This is a genomic window from Rhodococcus sp. NPDC004095, from assembly GCF_053604015.1.
This window is the reverse complement of sequence record NZ_JBSGGS010000009.1, coordinates 60379-76421: the sequence shown is the minus strand read 5'-3', so window position 1 is coordinate 76421 and position 16043 is coordinate 60379. Positions and strand designations below refer to the sequence as shown.

16 protein-coding genes and 1 tRNA gene are annotated in these 16043 nt (G+C 65.2%); 11 read left to right on the top strand and 6 right to left on the bottom strand.

The features are described 5' to 3' along the window. The first annotated feature begins 110 nt into the window (after positions 1-110). The 3 genes from ACWEPG_RS18370 (at position 111) to ACWEPG_RS18360 (ending at position 2079) form a co-directional block, all read left to right on the top strand. Complete coding sequence (locus ACWEPG_RS18370) at positions 111-287, top strand: hypothetical protein (RefSeq protein WP_452594945.1); 177 nt, start codon at positions 111-113, stop codon at positions 285-287. A 623-nt stretch (positions 288-910) separates the two neighbouring features. Continuing rightward, the gene (locus tag ACWEPG_RS18365; protein ID WP_452594944.1) at positions 911-1669 is read left to right on the top strand and encodes a hypothetical protein; all 759 of its coding nucleotides are present in this window, start codon (positions 911-913) and stop codon (positions 1667-1669) included. Beyond that, positions 1666-2079 carry a hypothetical protein gene (locus ACWEPG_RS18360; RefSeq protein ID WP_452594943.1) on the top strand — a complete coding sequence of 138 codons (414 nt, stop codon included), beginning with the start codon at positions 1666-1668 and terminating at the stop codon, positions 2077-2079. Before ACWEPG_RS18365 ends, ACWEPG_RS18360 begins: the two co-directional genes overlap by 4 nt. Positions 2080-2452: 373 nt before the next feature. On the opposite strand, the gene ACWEPG_RS18355 is transcribed toward ACWEPG_RS18360, so the two are convergent. Further along, positions 2453-2968, bottom strand: coding sequence for a hypothetical protein (locus tag ACWEPG_RS18355; RefSeq protein WP_452594942.1), 516 nt, complete (start codon positions 2966-2968; stop codon positions 2453-2455). Positions 2969-3203: 235 nt separating this feature from the next. Here ACWEPG_RS18355 and ACWEPG_RS18350 point away from each other — a divergent pair, with 235 nt between their 5' ends. Further along, a complete protein-coding gene (locus ACWEPG_RS18350) occupies positions 3204-4331 on the top strand; it encodes a type I restriction endonuclease (protein WP_452594941.1) in 1128 nt (375 codons plus the stop codon). An 82-nt stretch (positions 4332-4413) separates the two neighbouring features. Here the strand turns inward: ACWEPG_RS18350 and ACWEPG_RS18345 are convergent, their stop codons facing one another. From ACWEPG_RS18345 to ACWEPG_RS18325, 5 genes are all read right to left on the bottom strand, one after another. Next, positions 4414-4731: a DUF4190 domain-containing protein gene (locus ACWEPG_RS18345; protein WP_452594940.1), complete on the bottom strand. Its 318-nt coding sequence runs from the start codon at positions 4729-4731 to the stop codon at positions 4414-4416. Between the two features lie 94 nt (positions 4732-4825). Then, complete coding sequence (locus ACWEPG_RS18340; protein WP_452594939.1) at positions 4826-5530, bottom strand: hypothetical protein; 705 nt, start codon at positions 5528-5530, stop codon at positions 4826-4828. A gap of 346 nt (positions 5531-5876) precedes the next feature. After that, positions 5877-6143 (bottom strand): hypothetical protein, encoded by a 267-nt coding sequence (locus ACWEPG_RS18335; protein WP_452594938.1) that lies wholly within the window; start codon positions 6141-6143, stop codon positions 5877-5879. Positions 6144-6498: 355 nt separating this feature from the next. Further along, positions 6499-6645 carry a hypothetical protein gene (locus ACWEPG_RS18330; RefSeq protein WP_452594937.1) on the bottom strand — a complete coding sequence of 49 codons (147 nt, stop codon included), beginning with the start codon at positions 6643-6645 and terminating at the stop codon, positions 6499-6501. A 183-nt stretch (positions 6646-6828) separates the two neighbouring features. Then, positions 6829-6905 (bottom strand) — tRNA-Leu (locus ACWEPG_RS18325). Positions 6906-7030: 125 nt separating this feature from the next. Between ACWEPG_RS18325 and ACWEPG_RS18320 the strand changes: the two genes are divergently transcribed. The 7 genes from ACWEPG_RS18320 (at position 7031) to polA (ending at position 16031) form a co-directional block, all read left to right on the top strand. After that, positions 7031-7639 carry an ANTAR domain-containing response regulator gene (locus tag ACWEPG_RS18320; RefSeq protein WP_450115496.1) on the top strand — a complete coding sequence of 203 codons (609 nt, stop codon included), beginning with the start codon at positions 7031-7033 and terminating at the stop codon, positions 7637-7639. Positions 7640-7908: 269 nt separating this feature from the next. Further along, the gene (locus ACWEPG_RS18315; protein WP_450115495.1) at positions 7909-9135 is read left to right on the top strand and encodes a branched-chain amino acid ABC transporter substrate-binding protein; all 1227 of its coding nucleotides are present in this window, start codon (positions 7909-7911) and stop codon (positions 9133-9135) included. 83 nt (positions 9136-9218) lie between these two features. Continuing rightward, positions 9219-10277, top strand: coding sequence for a branched-chain amino acid ABC transporter permease (locus tag ACWEPG_RS18310; RefSeq protein ID WP_450115494.1), 1059 nt, complete (start codon positions 9219-9221; stop codon positions 10275-10277). Continuing rightward, entirely contained in the window at positions 10274-11506 is a 1233-nt protein-coding gene (locus tag ACWEPG_RS18305) for a branched-chain amino acid ABC transporter permease (protein ID WP_450115493.1), read from the top strand. The genes ACWEPG_RS18310 and ACWEPG_RS18305 overlap by 4 nt, the downstream gene beginning before the upstream one ends. 26 nt (positions 11507-11532) lie before the next feature. Further along, positions 11533-12498 (top strand): ABC transporter ATP-binding protein, encoded by a 966-nt coding sequence (locus tag ACWEPG_RS18300; protein ID WP_450115550.1) that lies wholly within the window; start codon positions 11533-11535, stop codon positions 12496-12498. Continuing rightward, the gene (locus tag ACWEPG_RS18295; RefSeq protein WP_450115492.1) at positions 12482-13240 is read left to right on the top strand and encodes an ABC transporter ATP-binding protein; all 759 of its coding nucleotides are present in this window, start codon (positions 12482-12484) and stop codon (positions 13238-13240) included. Before ACWEPG_RS18300 ends, ACWEPG_RS18295 begins: the two co-directional genes overlap by 17 nt. Before the next feature lie 55 nt (positions 13241-13295). Next, positions 13296-16031: a DNA polymerase I gene (gene polA, locus ACWEPG_RS18290; RefSeq protein ID WP_452594936.1), complete on the top strand. Its 2736-nt coding sequence runs from the start codon at positions 13296-13298 to the stop codon at positions 16029-16031. Positions 16032-16043: the final 12 nt, after the last annotated feature.

Sequence of the window (16043 nt, the reverse complement as noted above, 5' to 3'; positions counted from 1 at the left end):
CAACACGCTGTATGCCACTGACCACCTCGCGCGCCTCTACCGCTGGGTTCGCATCCGAAAGCACCCGAACCGGCCGTGGCGAAACATCTGGTAGCCCAAGGAACCAACTGGTGAACTTTGAACTTGCAGACGACACGGTGACCATCACTGATGGCGTCAACACAATCACGCTGCCTCTCGATGAAGTGGTCGCCATCGCGGACACCATCCGCACGTTGGCCCCCGCACCCGCGCTCGGGCAGATGTACAGGCACACCACACCCGCCAAGTGGGCGGCAACACGATGAGCGACTACGAGACAGCTCACCTCGAACGAACTCCTCACAGGTGGGACAGCGCCCGCATCGTTCGTGGACGGTCTTACGTCGATGTGCGGGTACTTCAGTTGCGGGAACTGGCCGGCGAACTACTCGACTACGCAGACCGCTGCGAACACATCGTCCGAGCACGACTGAAGGGGAACGACAGTGCCCAGAACTAGGCGATCCAACATCACCCGCACCGGCATCGACGTGCGCGCCGAACGCGACTACATCCAATTGGATCGTGGACACAGGTACTTGCAGATACCGAAAGATATCGCCCGCGACGTTGCCGACCTGATCGTTGACGCGTGCGAAGCGCAAGGCTGGTGACTCGTGAAGCTCCAGGCCGGCGACCACACACTCAGGGTCAGCCGGACCAAAACCGGGGCAGTCCGCCTCATTGCAGGCACGGGACACATCAAGGTTCCGCCCGAACTCCTACGCGCGGTCGCTGAACAGCTTCTCGCAGCCGCTGAACGCAATGCCGCGCCCAAACCCTCACAGGCGCCGAAACACGTGCCCACACGTCCCGTACAGGCGCCGAAACCGACGCCCATCTACTCCACATACTCGGCACAACGCCGACCCTAGATTGAGGAATTCTATTGAGCACTAGGACTTTCAACCCACCCAGCTACCACACCCAGCTTGCCGACCGGACTCGCACACTCGTTGACGACCTCCAGTTCCTCGGACTCTTGAACCGCAAGGGTGCCGACCAGATCACCGCGCTGCTTGACCGGGCCGAACAGGCCGAAATCACCGGCAACCGATCCAATAATGCGGCAGCCACCCTCGCAAACCGGATCGTGAGCGGGGAGCTGTCACTGGATGATCTGCCATCGGCAGCGACGTCGGTTCCACAGCATGAGCTAATCGTTGAAGCGGCTGAAGCGGTCTACTCGGCGACGGTACTCGAAGCCTACGAGAGCGTGCGAGCCGCAGTCGGCGGGGCCGCAAAGGCGGCAAAGGCTATGAACGACGAACTCGCCGCCATCACTGACGCGGCGTTGAAGATTGAGCCGACACTACGAGATGTTCACGACCCCGGAACCGCCATCGGCCGGGGCGCGGTAGAAGAGTGGCGGGTTGCGGCTGCACTGGATGCGAGGTATCGGGATGTGCTCGACATTCGGAATCGGCTGCGCGCCGCCGGGGCGATTCCCGAGCCACCTGCCGCCGCCCTCGAATGGTGGGAGTACCGGAAGCCTCGCGATACGTACTACTGGGGTCAGTACAACAAAACCGATGATGGCCGTGACATGTTCTTCAAGATGGTCCTGGCTCTTCCGTATGTCCCCGCGAGCGCTGAAGAGGCCGAAGCCACCCGCCGCGCTCATGAGGCTGAGTTGGCCGCCCGGTGATCTTCGACCACGAAATCCTCTCCGCAGCACTCGCAGCCGCACAGGCCGGCGTCCACCAGCCACTCCCAGGAACACCCGAAGACGCTGTTAGACGCGCTATTACCGCAGTAGAAGCCCGACAGGCTCAACGGGAAGCCGACGAACGCGCACACACCGAATGGCAGGAAGCGCAGGCACAGAGCGAACGTGACCAGGCCATCGCCGAAGTCATCGCCGAACGGACACCGACACCGGACAGGACACCAATCGTCCCGCCCCGAAGCGTTGACCCCATCACCGACGCAGAACGGCCACTGTCGATCCAAGGTGGACGAACCCACGTCAACCCCTCGGCAGGGACCAACGGCAGCAATGCCGGGGAGCGCATCCTCAACCACAACCCGAACGGGAATGCCGGCGGTTTCTGGTGACCATCGACCCGGTGGGCTACCTCTATGGGTGCCCACCGGGGTTGGGGTGGGGGTGGTACCCCTTCCCGATCAAGCGGTCGTTTCCACCTACCAGCGACCTTTTCTCACACGGTCGAGAAATTTCGAACAGCTTGCGCTTCCGATAGTCGCCTGACGACCACCAGAGAGCTTTTTTCACAAAGCCTTTTGGTGTCCGACCAGCAGGGATGGTTGAAGGTTGCAACTAATTTACCCCCCGAAATCCGGCCTATAGATATGGGTCGCTGGGTGGTCGTAAAAGACCGCGTGTGCTGGCGGGGCTACCCCCCACCCCTCTCGGGTTCTGGTGGTCGAGCGTGTCCGGTGTGGCCTGGCCGGTGGGGGATTCCATCGTTCAGCAAGCGGCGATGATGCTCTGTGCTGTCTGAAGGTCGATCGTGATGTTGTAGTTGGAGGTCATGTCTGCGCGGACCGTGGCGGGATCGAACGCGGACTTGAGGTCAGGGCTTGCCTGGATCGCTTCGCATGCCATCGATTGGTAGACGGTCACCGCGAGTACGTCGTCGTCTGAGAGCCCTTTGGCGCGGAGTTGGTCGGGGAGCGGTCCGTCGATGCGTAGGAAGTCGTCGAGAACCTTGTCGGGGTCGAGTTCCGGGTCGGCGTAGTTGATTCCGTCGAGCTTCGCCGGATCGGGTAGCGGCAGAGTGCTTGGCTTGGTGGCCGGTGTGGGTTTGGGTGCTGCGGGTGGCTTGGTGGTTGCTTGCGTGCTTGTTCTCCGCGCGGTTGTTGTCGCGTTGGCGGCTACGGCTGACGGTCCTTCGGGTGTGCTGTAGGAGTTGTTGGAACATGCCGTGAGGATGATGAGTGCGATCGGTGCGGTTGCGAGCAGACGCGCGGTGGTGTTCGTCATTGGTGAAGCGTCGGCAGTCGGTGTTGTCGGCGTATGCAGGCGCGCCGAAGGGCCATGCAATCGAATGACATAGACCTGCGGTTGGTGGCCGGCGGGCACGGGGATGGGCGGCGATCGTTGAAGGCGAACGGTCCTGATTCATCTCATTGAATGATTGCGGTTTGCGTCGTTACGCTCTCGGTCGTTTCCGTGGGATAACATTCGGAAAATTAGCCGTCTAGCAGGGAGTTTCCGAATGACTTTTACCGAGGGCTTGAACGTACTTGCCGCGAAGATTCGCGACAAGAAGGCCAGCATCGAGACGGAAGAGGCGACCAAGAACGCCTTCATCATGCCGTTCATCTCGTCGGTCCTCGGTTACGACGTGTTCGACCCGAGCGAGGTTGTCCCGGAGCTCGTGGCGGACGTTGGAGTGAAGAAGGGCGAGAAGATCGACTACGCCATCATGAAGGATGGCGAAGTTCAGATTCTCATCGAATGCAAGAAGGTCGGGGAGCCGCTCAACCTGAACCATGCGTCGCAGTTGTTCCGGTACTTCCATGTGACCTCCGCCAGGATCGCCATTCTGACGAACGGGCAGGTCTACCAGGTCTACACCGATGGTGATGCACCGAACAAGATGGACGAGAAGCCGTTCTTGGTGTTCGACCTTCTCGACATTGACCGGACCTTGGTCCCGGAGATTCAGAAGCTGTCGAAGGAGTCGTTCGACATTGACTCGGTGGTCAGTGCTGCCGAGGAACTCAAGTACATCGGCATGATTAAGCGGATCATTGCCAATGAGATCAAGGAACCGACCGACGATTGGGTCCGGTACTTCGTCGCCCGCGCCTACGAGGGCAAGGCGACGCAGAAGGTTGTGGACCAGTTCCGGGGCCTGGTCTCAAAGGCGACGGCCCAGTACATCAGCGATCAGGTGAACGACCGGCTCAAGAGTGCTCTTGGTGGCGAAGCGGTGCAGGTTGAAACCGCAGCGGTGCCAGCTCCGACCGAGCAGCCAGCAGCAAAGGCAGCGGAGCAGGTGCAGGCACCGGACGCGGACATTGTCACGACAGACGAGGAGCTCGAAGGGTTCAACATCGTTCGGGCTATCGCGGTCGCTGAGGTCGCGCCCGAGCGGGTCGTGTTCCGGGATGCGAAGACCTACTTCGCGGTCCTGCTGGACGACAACAACCGTAAGCCGATCATTCGGCTTCACCTGAACGGTAAGAGCGTCAAGTTCGTGACGACGTTCGAGGATGCGGACAAGACTGGGGTTCGCCACGACATTCAGTCTGTCGTGGACATTTACAAGGTTGCGGACCAGATCCGTTCGACCATTCGGGGATACATCAGCGACGGAGTTCCGGTGCCGGTCGCGTAGCCGGGGGTGAGTCAGGCGGGGGCTCCGTGAGAAGCGGAGCCCCTTCGGGGCACAGACATGAGCCATCGGTATGGGAAGCCGTTCACCACTGAAGGGCGACACCTTCACTGATGCTGGCGCCGAAGATCCCCAACAGACCGGCACCCACAATCAGTTCGAGGCCGCCGATAATGACACCCGCGAATGCCATTCCCCAGCCCTCTTCGTCGCGTCGGGCTGTCTGCCTCATGCCGATGATGCCGAAGACGAAGGCGGGCAGTGCGAGGACGAGAAGTGCGCACAGGAGGGCGATGATTGCGCAGGCGTTCGTTCGGGCGGGATGTTCGAAGTCGAGATCGTTCGAGGCTGTGACACGTTCGGGTGCCTGCGTGGGTGTCTGTCCAGCGACGCGGGTTGCCATCTGTGAAGCATCCCGTGATGGTGGTGGTCGGTGTTGGTAGGCACGCCGGATCGCCATTCGTTTGAATGACACGGGACGCCAACGTAGCAGGTCTTTACTGGTACAGCTTCGCCCACTGCTGAATCGTTGGCTCCAGATATGGCGGATAGTGCACCTCACGAGGCGAAGGGTTCTCCAAGTTGATCGCCTGAGCTTCAAACAGGGCCACTGCGCACTCCGTCATGTTCACCGCACTTGCCAGGCTGTCTGCTGCAAAATAGTGCGGCTCGTTGAACTCGTGCATGTACTCCAACGCCCATTTGAGGCCGTGAACGAGGCTGGAAGCGATCGAGTAGAAGCTACGGCCTTGGGCGCGCATGTCGACTAGCTGAGTCTCGCTCTCAACGTGGATCGGCGGGTTGTCGGCAACCCAGTCGGACGCATCGTGCACGAGCTTGGTGAAGCCTTCCCACTTCTGCGGCTTGAGTGACCGTATGAGTGCTTGCCGTTCCAGCACGTTGCTGGAATGCGTTTCGAAGCTCCCATAGCGCTCGGCTGGGATCATCTGCGCACCACTGTCGTGGGCCTCGTTGACTAGTTTGTGATAGTTCGCCTGTTCCCGAAGTTCGTTGGCTGTGAGGGTGATGCACCGCCGATAGCGTTCATCGGGATCGGTGGGGCTGAGCATCCAAATGGTCCGGGCTGCGGACTCGTATGCGGCTCGGCAAAGGGTCGCGATCGACGTGAATCGACGCTTTCCACTGGTGTCCCACCCGGCGACGATGTGGGCGACGGTAGCTATGTTCTCTGCTGCGTTCATGGCGGGAAACAGTGCGGCCTCTGTGACTAGTTGCCCGCCGAACGCCTCAGGGAACCGAGAGTCGGCGAGAGTTAAGGGGCTGCCCGGCTGTGGTGGTTGGGGTCGTACTGCCCACTTGTGGAGTGCTTCGCTGCGGTCCGCCCTTTGTCTGATCCGCGCCATCGTTGGCCCGAGGCCCATGAGGTGGGTGAGTGCCTGACGCAGTTGCTCTACTTGCTCCACGATTTCCCCCTGCTGATTCGTTGCCGTCGAAGAGCATTGCAGATTCCACCGACATGTTTAGCGAACAGCGAGAGCCCCGCCCGTCCGTGATGGATGAGCGGGGCTCTTTCGTCGTGTCTGGGGCCTAGCTGGTGACTGCCGTCAATGCAGCGCGGAGGTGCGGCGAACCCGTCTCGTAAGCCTGCGTCAGAGCGCTGATCTGCTCCTTCTCGTCTGCGCGGAGGGGGTCGGCTTCCGCGTCTGCGAGAACCTGGTTGAGGTGGCCGGCGGCGATGAGTTCCTGGAGGTCTGCGGCGGTGAGGTCTAGTTCCTGGTCGCCGCTGATGATGGTGATCAAGTCCCCATCGCGGGTGGCGACGATGCTGGTTCCGTTGGTGGTGGTGATGTTCAAAGCTGACTCCTGTTCTCGTTGAGTTGGTTTGTGCTGCACGGTGTGCAGGTGGTGGGGTCTAGAGCGGGGCGGACACCTGGCGGTGGCAGAAGCCGTAACCCCACCCCGGAACAACCCACGAACCACATCCCCGTATCGCGTCAGGCCAACACCGATAGCCCGTCCACGGCTTGTGGGCGAGCTTGGGTGTCGGACCCGTACCTGTGGTGTGCACCCCTCAGGTCGGGCGTCCCTCCCGGTTGAGGGCATGTGGAGCACCGGGGATTGCTGGTTTGCGTCGGGCAGTCCTGTGGACGACGAGCGGAGCGATCCACTCCGAACCCCACGGGCGGGCCGTGGAGAACGGGGCAGGCCGCTACGTCGCGTACCAGCCCAACGTGATGATGAGATGCGCGGCGCCAAGCATGGCGGCATAGAAGGTGGCCATGAGGGCGGCGGTAAGTGCGTAGACGCGGGTCGACTCGAACCTGTCGGTGGTGCGCGCTAGCGTTGATCTGGGCATGGCGGGTGCATCCGTTCGTGTCCCGACCCCCGTAGCGCTCCAACGCTGGCGGGGGTCACCTATTGGTGGGGGTGAACGGACGCAATGCCCCAGGTGTGGACAAGCTCTTGCCCCATCCGGCCCCATGTGTGGGGCAAAAGGGCAACTTCAGAAGGTCAAAAAGAGCTTTGACCTGGCGTTTCGTGGTGCCCTCGGTGAGACTCGAACTCACACTGCACGGGTTTTGAATCCGTTTCCTCTGCCAATTGGGATACGAGGGCTGGTGCGGATACCGACTGTAGATGATCCGTTCGTCACGTCAAGCACCGGTACCCTGCAAGGGGCTGTCCGACGGCTGGAACGATCGTGTCGGCAGTTGGCTGCCGAACGAAGGGAGAGGCCGACGATGAACGATCCGGTCGGGCAGGAGCGCCGTCCGGCGTCACGCCGTGTTGTGGTGGCCGAGGACGAGGTGCTGATCCGGATGGACCTCGTCGAGATGCTCCGCGAGGAGGGCTACGACGTGGTCGGCGAGGCCGGCGACGGGCAGCGTGCCGTCGAACTCGCCGAGGAGTTACGCCCCGACCTGGTGATCATGGACGTCAAGATGCCCCGCCGCGACGGGATCGACGCGGCGTCCGAGATCGCGGCGAAACGCATTGCGCCGGTGGTGATCCTGACGGCCTTCAGTCAGCGTGAACTCGTCGAACGGGCCCGGGACGCCGGCGCCATGGCGTACCTGGTCAAGCCGTTCTCCAAGGCGGATCTGGTGCCCGCCGTCGAACTGGCCGCCAGCAGGTTCTCGGAGATCTCCGCCCTCGAGGCCGAGGTCGCCAGCCTCACCGAGCGTTTCGAGACCCGCAAGCTCATCGAGCGGGCCAAGAGTGTGCTGATGACGTCCCAGTCGCTCACCGAACCGGAGGCGTTCAAGTGGATCCAGCGCGCCGCGATGGACCGGCGCACCACCATGAAGGTCGTCGCGGAAGTGATCCTCGAAACCCTCGGCGGACGGTGAACACTGCGCTACCGGCGTGTTTCCGCCGCCGCTCCCGCTGACCGCGCGGTTCGCCGGGCGTGGGTGCGTTCGGCCTGTTCGGGGCCTGTCGATCCTCTCCGCCCTCGCGCGCCGGGTGCGTTTGCCGGTCGGTAACGCTCGAAACACGAATCCCGCCACGTCGATTCATTGCGGTGCAAGGAGATAGCGGCGACGCTATGTTCTCTCCGAAGCTGGCGTGGTCGGCACCTGACGACCCGTCGGAGAGCGCAGAGAACGGGAGGTGGACCGTGCATCGTCGTGCAGCGCGAGGCGCGTTGGTTCTGGGAGTCGCCGCAACCCTCGCCGTGGCGGGGTGTAGCAGCAAGTCGACCGACAGTGGATCGTCCGGGACCGGCACCGGTGCGGCCGGCAGCGGGTTGAGCATTCAGCCGCAGGTACTTCTCGACGCGGCAGGCGCCGAGGTCTCGTCCACGGACGTCACCGACGCCGCCGACCCGGCCGGCAGCGGCAACGCCACCTGCCAGGGGGTGTCCATCGCGATGGCCGGCGCGCTGACCGGCGCCAACGCGGCCCTCGGTCAGAACATCCTCTACGGCGCGAAACTGGCGCTCGACAAGCACAACAAGAACAACCCGAACTGCCAGGTCGAGATCAAGCAGTTCGACACCGAGGGCGACCCACAGAAGGCCACACAGGTCGCACCGAACATCGTCAGCGACCAGTCCGTCATCGGACTGCTCGGTCCGGCATTCTCCGGCGAGACGAAGGCCACCGGCGCGGTGTTCAACCAGGCCGGGTTGCCGTTCCTCACCGCGTCCGCAACGAACCCGACGCTCACCGAGAACGGCTGGACCACCTTCTTCCGCGGTCTCGGCAACGACAACAGTCAGGGCTCGGTCGTCGCGAAGTATCTGACCGGCACCCTCGGCAAGCAGCAGGTCTGCGTGATCCAGGACGACTCCGACTACGGCGTCGGCCTCGCGCGGGTGGTCACCGAGAGCCTCGGGCCCGCCGCCGACCCGGCCTGCTCGGCGAGCGTGAAGACCGGTCAGAAGGACTTCTCGGCGACCGTCGCGCAGATCAAGGGCGAGGACCCGGACGCGGTCTGGTTCTCCGGGTACTACGCGGAGGCCGCACCGTTCGTGACCCAGTTGCGGGAGGGGGGTGTCACCGCGCTGTTCAGCTCCGGTGACGGCACTAACGATCCCGAGTTCGTCAAGCAGGCCGGCGAGTCCTCCAAGGAGGCGATCCTGACCTGCCCGTGCATCCCCGCTCCCGACGCCCTCGCCGAGCAGTACGAGGCGCTCAACGGGCAGGCGCCCGGCGTCTACTCCGTCGAGGGCTACGACCTGACCACGATCATGCTCGCCGCGATCGACTCCGGTGTGAAGGACCGCGCAGGCATGCTCGACTTCGTCCGCAACTACAACGGCCAGGGTGTCGGCAAGCGCTACCAGTGGAATGCTCAGGGTGAGCTCGCGAACGCGCTCATCCAGATCTACGAGGTCAAGTGACCGTCGGCCGACCGGGCATGTTCGCGGTGCCCGGTCGGCCGTCGTAGCCGACCTTCTTCCACACCAGTGAACGAGAGACCGCGATGATCGCGACCGCACTCGCCGACTCGACCGCCCTGTACGCGGGCAGCGTCGACCTCCTCGCCGGCAACATCGACTTCAACATCGAAGGACTGACGAAGAGCTTCTGGCAGTTGACCGTCGACGGCCTGAGCTACGGCGCCATCTACGCGCTCGTCGCCATCGGATACACCCTCGTCTACGGTGTGCTGCGCCTGATCAACTTCGCGCACTCCGAGATCTTCATGCTCGGGCTGTTCGGCCAGTACGTGGCGCTGCAACTGCTCGGGTTCGCCCCCAGCGGCAACGTGTACAACGAGGGCGTCGTGATGACCGTCGTGTTCCTCGGCCTTGCCATGATCTTCGGCATGGCGGTCTCCGGCACCGCCGCAGTCGGCCTCGAACGGGTCGCCTACCGCCCGCTGCGCCGACGCGGCGCCAAACCCCTCGTCTTCCTCATCACGGCGATCGGAATGTCGTTCGTGATCCAGGAATTCGTGCACTACGTGCTGCCGAAGATCTGGCCCGGCCTGGGCGGCACCAACGCGCAGCAGCCGATCAAGCTGGTACAGCCGGTCGAGGTGTTCTCGATCGGCGGGGCATCGGTCACGAACGTCACGTTGGTGATCATCGTCGCCGCGCTGGTGCTGACCGCCGCAACGGACATGCTGATCAACCGCAGCAAGTTCGGCCGCGGTATCCGAGCCGTCGCCCAGGACCCCGACACCGCCACGCTGATGGGCATCTCCCGGGAACGGGTCATCATGCTCACCTTCCTGATCGGCGGACTCCTCGCCGGCGCCGCCGCAATGCTCTACGCGCTGAAGATCCCCTCCGGGATCATCTACAACGGCGGATTCATCCTCGGTATCAAGGCGTTCTCCGCAGCCGTCCTCGGCGGCATCGGCAACCTGCGCGGCGCCCTGATCGGTGGACTCCTGCTCGGGCTGATGGAGAACTACGGGCAGGTCGTCTTCGGTACGGAATGGCGGGACGTCGTCGCGTTCGTGCTGCTGATCGCGGTGCTGATGTTCCGGCCGACCGGGATCCTCGGCGAGAGCCTCGGGAGGGTGCGGGTATGAGCGTCGACGAGGCGACCGCCCAGGCGCCCGGGCGGAACAGCGGCGGTACCGCCCGAGGCCGCGGTGTCGGTGACGCGATCCGGGAGTGGTGGAACGGGCTCGCCCGGCCGATGCAGTGGTTGGTCGGTGTTCCCCTGATCGCGCTGATCGCGATCCTGCCGGTGTGGCGGCCGCCGCTGTTGGACACCCCGGGCACCGACTTCGGTGGTGTGATGGCCCAATTTGCGATGGTCGCGCTCATCGCGATCGGGTTGAACGTGGTGGTCGGCCAGGCGGGGCTGCTCGACCTCGGCTACGTCGGCTTCTACGCCGTCGGCGCCTACACCGTGGGGCTGCTGACCAGCCCGAACAGTCCGTGGAACAAGATGGGCACCAGCGCCTTCTTCTCCACCGACTGGGCGTGGCTGTCGTGTCTTCCGCTCGCGGTCGCGATCACCGCGATCACCGGCCTGATACTCGGCACCCCGACCCTGCGACTACGCGGCGACTACCTGGCGATCGTCACACTCGGGTTCGGCGAGATCGTCCGGTTGCTCGCCGACAACCTCACCGACGTCACCAACGGCGGTCAGGGCCTGTCCCAGATCGCCTACCCGCACGTCGGCGAGTCGGAGGCGAATCCGTACGGGGTGTTCTCCGCCGGCAACACCGGCGGCAACGTGAACTCCGGCGTGTGGTGGTTCTGGGTCGGCATGGCGATGGTGATCGTGGTGCTGCTGATCGTCGGCAACCTCGAACGCAGTCGCGTCGGCCGGGCCTGGGTGGCGATCCGGGAGGACGAGGACGCCGCCGAGATGATGGGGGTGCCCACCTTCAAGTTCAAGCTCTGGGCGTTCACGATCGGCGCCTCGATCGGTGGGCTGTCGGGAGCGCTGTACGCCGGGCAGGTGCAGTTCATCAACCCGACCGGCTTCAACGTCATCAACTCGATGCTGTTCCTGTGCGCGGTCGTCATCGGCGGCCAGGGCAACAAGCTCGGCGTCATCGTCGGTGCGTTCGTCATCGTGTATCTGCCGAACCGCGCGATGTCGATCCACGTCGGCGACCAATCGCTCGGCGACTACAAGTACCTGTTCTTCGGACTCGCGTTGGTGATGCTGATGATCTTCCGGCCCCAGGGCCTGTTCCCGGCGCGTCAGAAACTGCTCGCCTACGGCAGGCAGGTCTACCAGGCGGTGCGCAGACCGGCCACCCGGACGGAACCGGCGACCGACGGAGGTGCGCGGTGACCGCGGGACCGGGCGCCGGCGACGCGATGTTCGACAACGAGGACATGGCGGCGCAGATGGCGCCCGAGACGGACGTCCCGACAGCCGGGGTGGTGGACGTCGCCGCACTCGACCCCGCCCTGGTCGATCCCGACGCAGTCGCGGAAGTCGTTGCCCCGCAGCGAGACATCCGGGTCGAAGAGGGTTCGGCCCTGCTGCGCACCGACGGGTTGACCGTGAAGTTCGGTGGCCTCGTCGCCCTCGACGACGTGAGCTTCGAGATCCGCCGCGGCGAGATCCTCGGACTGATCGGTCCGAACGGCGCAGGCAAGACCACCTGCTTCAACGCCATCACCGGCGTCTACAAGCCGTCCGCAGGCTCGGTGACCTTCGACGGCAGGCCCCTCACCGCGTCATCCCCCCGTCGCTTCGCTCGCCCCAGGGCGACCAAGCGCAACGAGATCACCCGGCTCGGGATCGCCCGCACCTTCCAGAACATCCGGCTGTTCGGGGAGATGACGGCGCTCGAGAACGTCGTCGTCGGCACCGATGCGCGGCACCGGACCTCGGTGCCCGGTGCGATCTTCCGCACCGCCCGGCACCGGCGCGAGGAACACGACGCCGTCGAGCGCGGCATGGCGCTGCTCGAGTTCGTCGGCATCGCGCCGCGGGCGGTGGAGAAGGCCCGCAACCTCTCCTACGGCGACCAGCGCCGGCTGGAGATCGCCCGGGCGCTCGCCACCGAACCGAAACTGCTGTGCCTGGACGAGCCCGCCGCCGGGTTCAACCCGAGCGAGAAGGCCGCGTTGATGGACCTGATCCGCAAGATCCGCGACGACGGCTTCACCGTGTTGCTGATCGAACACGACATGCGGCTGGTGATGGGGGTGACCGACCGGATCGTGGTGCTCGAGTTCGGCCGCAAGATCGCCGACGACCGGCCCGCCGCGATCCGGGAGAACCCGGCCGTGGTCGCCGCCTACCTGGGGGTTCCCGATGATGAACCAGCCTGATCCGAATCCCGTCGTGGAGGCCGCGCCGCTGCTCGAGGTCGCCGACATGGTCGTGAGCTACGGCCGGATCCGCGCGCTGCACGGCATCTCGCTGCAGGTGCGCCGGGGCGAACTGGTCACCCTCCTCGGCGCCAACGGGGCGGGCAAGTCCACCACCATGCGGGCGCTGTCGGGGCTGTTGCCGCTGGGCGGCGGCCGGATCGTGTTCGACGGCCGGGACATCACCCACGTCAAGGCGCACGAGCGGGTCGGGCTCGGCGTCGTGCAGGTGCCGGAGGGGCGCGGAGTGTTCCCCGGGATGACCGTGCAGGAGAACCTCGACATGGGTTGCTATGCACGCACATTCGACAGCAAGGCGGAGTACGCGCAGCGGCTGGACTGGGTGTTCGAACTGTTCCCACGACTCGGGGAGCGACGTGCGCAGGTCGGTGGCACGATGTCCGGCGGCGAGCAGCAGATGCTCGCGATCGGGCGGGCGCTGATGGCCCGGCCGCGGCTGCTGATGCTCGACGAACCGTCGATGGGGCTGGCGCCGATGGTGATCGCCCAGATCTTCCGGATCATCGCCGAGATCAACGCACAGGGCACCACGATCCTGCTCGTCGAACAGAACGCGCAGCAGGCGCTGCGCCGCACCGACCGCGCGTACATCCTCGAGACCGGGGAGATCACCAAGACCGGCACCGGTGCCGAACTGCTCGCCGACCCGGCGGTCAAGCACGCCTACCTCGGTGTCGGGTGATGTGTGCCCGGTGTCCGTTGCCATCCTGTCGGGGTCGCTCCCTAGACTCACTGCGGTGAGCCCGACAACGTCCCCCGCATCCCACCTCGACCCCTCCGTCACCGATTCCGGCGACAAGCCGACGCTGCTGCTCCTCGACGGACACTCGCTGGCCTACCGAGCGTTCTTCGCCCTGCCTGCGGAGAACTTCAAGACACACAGCGGGCAGACCACCAACGCGGTGTACGGGTTCACCTCGATGCTGATCAACCTGCTGCGTGACGAGCAGCCGACGCACGTCGCGGCCGCTTTCGACGTGTCCCGGCAGACGTTCCGTGCGGAGGCGTTCCCCGAGTACAAGGCGAACCGCGCGAAGACCCCGGACGAGTTCAAGGGGCAGGTCGAGATCACCAAGGAGGTGCTCGGCGCGATGGGCATCCCGGTGATGGCCGAGGCCGGCTTCGAGGCCGACGACATCATCGCCACCCTGACCACACAGGCAACGGAGCAGGGCTTCCGGGTGCTGGTGTGCACCGGCGACCGGGACTCGCTGCAGCTCGTCACGGACGACGTGACGGTCCTGTACCCGCGCAAGGGCGTCTCGGACCTGACCCGCTTCACCCCGGCGGCCGTTGAGGAGAAGTACGGCCTCACCCCGCGGCAGTACCCGGATTACGCGGCGTTGCGCGGGGACCCGTCCGACAACCTGCCGGGTATCCCGGGCGTGGGGGAGAAGACCGCGGCCAAGTGGATCCGGGAGTACGGCTCCCTGACCGAACTGGTGGACCGGGTCGACGAGGTGCGCGGCAAGGTCGGCGATTCGCTGCGCGCGAACCTGTCGTCGGTGGTGATGAACAGGCAGCTCACCGAGATGGTGCGCGACGTCCCGCTGCCCTACACCCCGGAGCAGCTGGCGCTCGCGCCCTGGGACCGGGACAAGATCCACGCGCTGTTCGACGACCTCGAGTTCCGCGTGCTGCGGGACCGCCTGTTCGACACCCTCGCGTCCGCCGAACCCGAGGCCGAGGAGGGCTTCGAGGTGCGTGGCGGCGTGCTGGCCCCCGGCGAGGTCGCGGCGTGGCTGGCCGAGCACGTCAGCGACGGGGCCCGCGCCGCGCTGTCCGTGGTCGGCAGTGGTGCCCCCTACGGCGGTGACGTGACCGCGCTCGCGATCGCCGCGGCCGACGGCGAGGGTGGCTACATCGTGGCGTCCACCGTCACCGAGGAGGACGAGGAGGCGCTGGCCCAATGGCTGGGGGACGTCGAAGCTCCGAAGGCCCTGCACGAGGCCAAGGCCGCGATCCACGCCCTGCACGGCCGCGGCTGGGGTCTCGGCGGGCTGACCAGCGACACCGCGCTCGCCGCGTATCTGGTGCGGCCCGGCCAGCGTAGCTTCAACCTGGACGACCTCTCGTTGCGCTACCTCAAGCGGGAACTGCGGGTCGAGGACGGCGGCGAGGCGCAGCTCTCGTTGCTCGACGACGAGGACAACGCCGAGGCGAAGGCCGCGGAAACCGAGATCCTGCGCGCCCGTGCGGTTCTCGACCTGGCCGCCGCGTTCGACACCGAACTCGCCGCGATCGAGTCGGCGCGACTGCTCACCGATCTGGAATTGCCGCTGCTCGAGGTCCTCGCCGACGTCGAAGGCACCGGCATCGCCGTCGACACCGACCACCTGCATGATCTGCAGTCCACGTTCGCGGACCGGGTCGCGGCGGCCGCGAACGCCGCCTACGAGGTGATCGGCGAACAGATCAATCTCGGGTCGCCGAAGCAGCTCCAGGTGGTGCTGTTCGAGAAGCTCGAGATGCCGAAGACGAAGAAGACCAAGACCGGGTACACCACGGACGCGGCGGCGCTCGAGTCGCTCTTCGAGAAGACCCAGCACCCGTTCCTCGAGCACCTGCTCGCACATCGGGACGCGACCCGGCTCAAGGTCACCGTCGACGGCCTGCTCAAGTCCGTCGCGGACGACGGCCGCATCCACACCACGTTCAACCAGACGGTCGCCGCGACCGGACGCCTGTCCTCGACCGAGCCGAACCTGCAGAACATCCCGGTCCGCACGGATGCGGGCCGGCAGATCCGCTACGGCTTCGTCGTCGGCGCAGGCTACGAGTCGCTGATGACCGCCGACTACAGCCAGATCGAGATGCGCATCATGGCGCACCTGTCGAAGGACGAGGGTCTGATCGAGGCGTTCAACACCGGTGAGGACCTGCACAGCTTCGTCGGTTCACGCGCGTTCGGGGTGCCGATCGAGGAGGTCACCGCCGAGCTGCGGCGCCGCGTCAAGGCGATGTCGTACGGCCTGGCCTACGGCCTGAGTGCCTACGGGCTGGCGCAGCAGCTCAAGATCTCCACCGAGGAGGCGAAGTCGCAGATGGACGCTTACTTCGCCCGGTTCGGTGGGGTGCGCGACTACCTGCACGAGGTGGTCGAGCAGGCCCGCAAGGACGGCTACACCTCGACGCTGTTCGGTCGCCGCCGCTACCTGCCGGACCTGAACTCCGACAACCGGCAGCGCCGCGAGGTCGCCGAACGTGCCGCCCTCAATGCCCCCATCCAGGGCACTGCCGCCGACATCATCAAGGTCGCGATGATCGACGTGCAGGCTGCGCTGCGCGAGTCGGGCCTGCGGTCCCGGATGCTGCTGCAGGTGCACGACGAGCTGGTGCTCGAGGTCGCCGCCGGCGAGCGGGAGGCGGTCGAGGCGCTGGTTCGGGAGAAGATGGCCGGCGCGATCGAACTGTCCGTGCCGCTGGACGTCTCGGTCGGGGACGGCCGCAGCTGGGACGCGGCGGCGCACTGATGACGGGAGAAC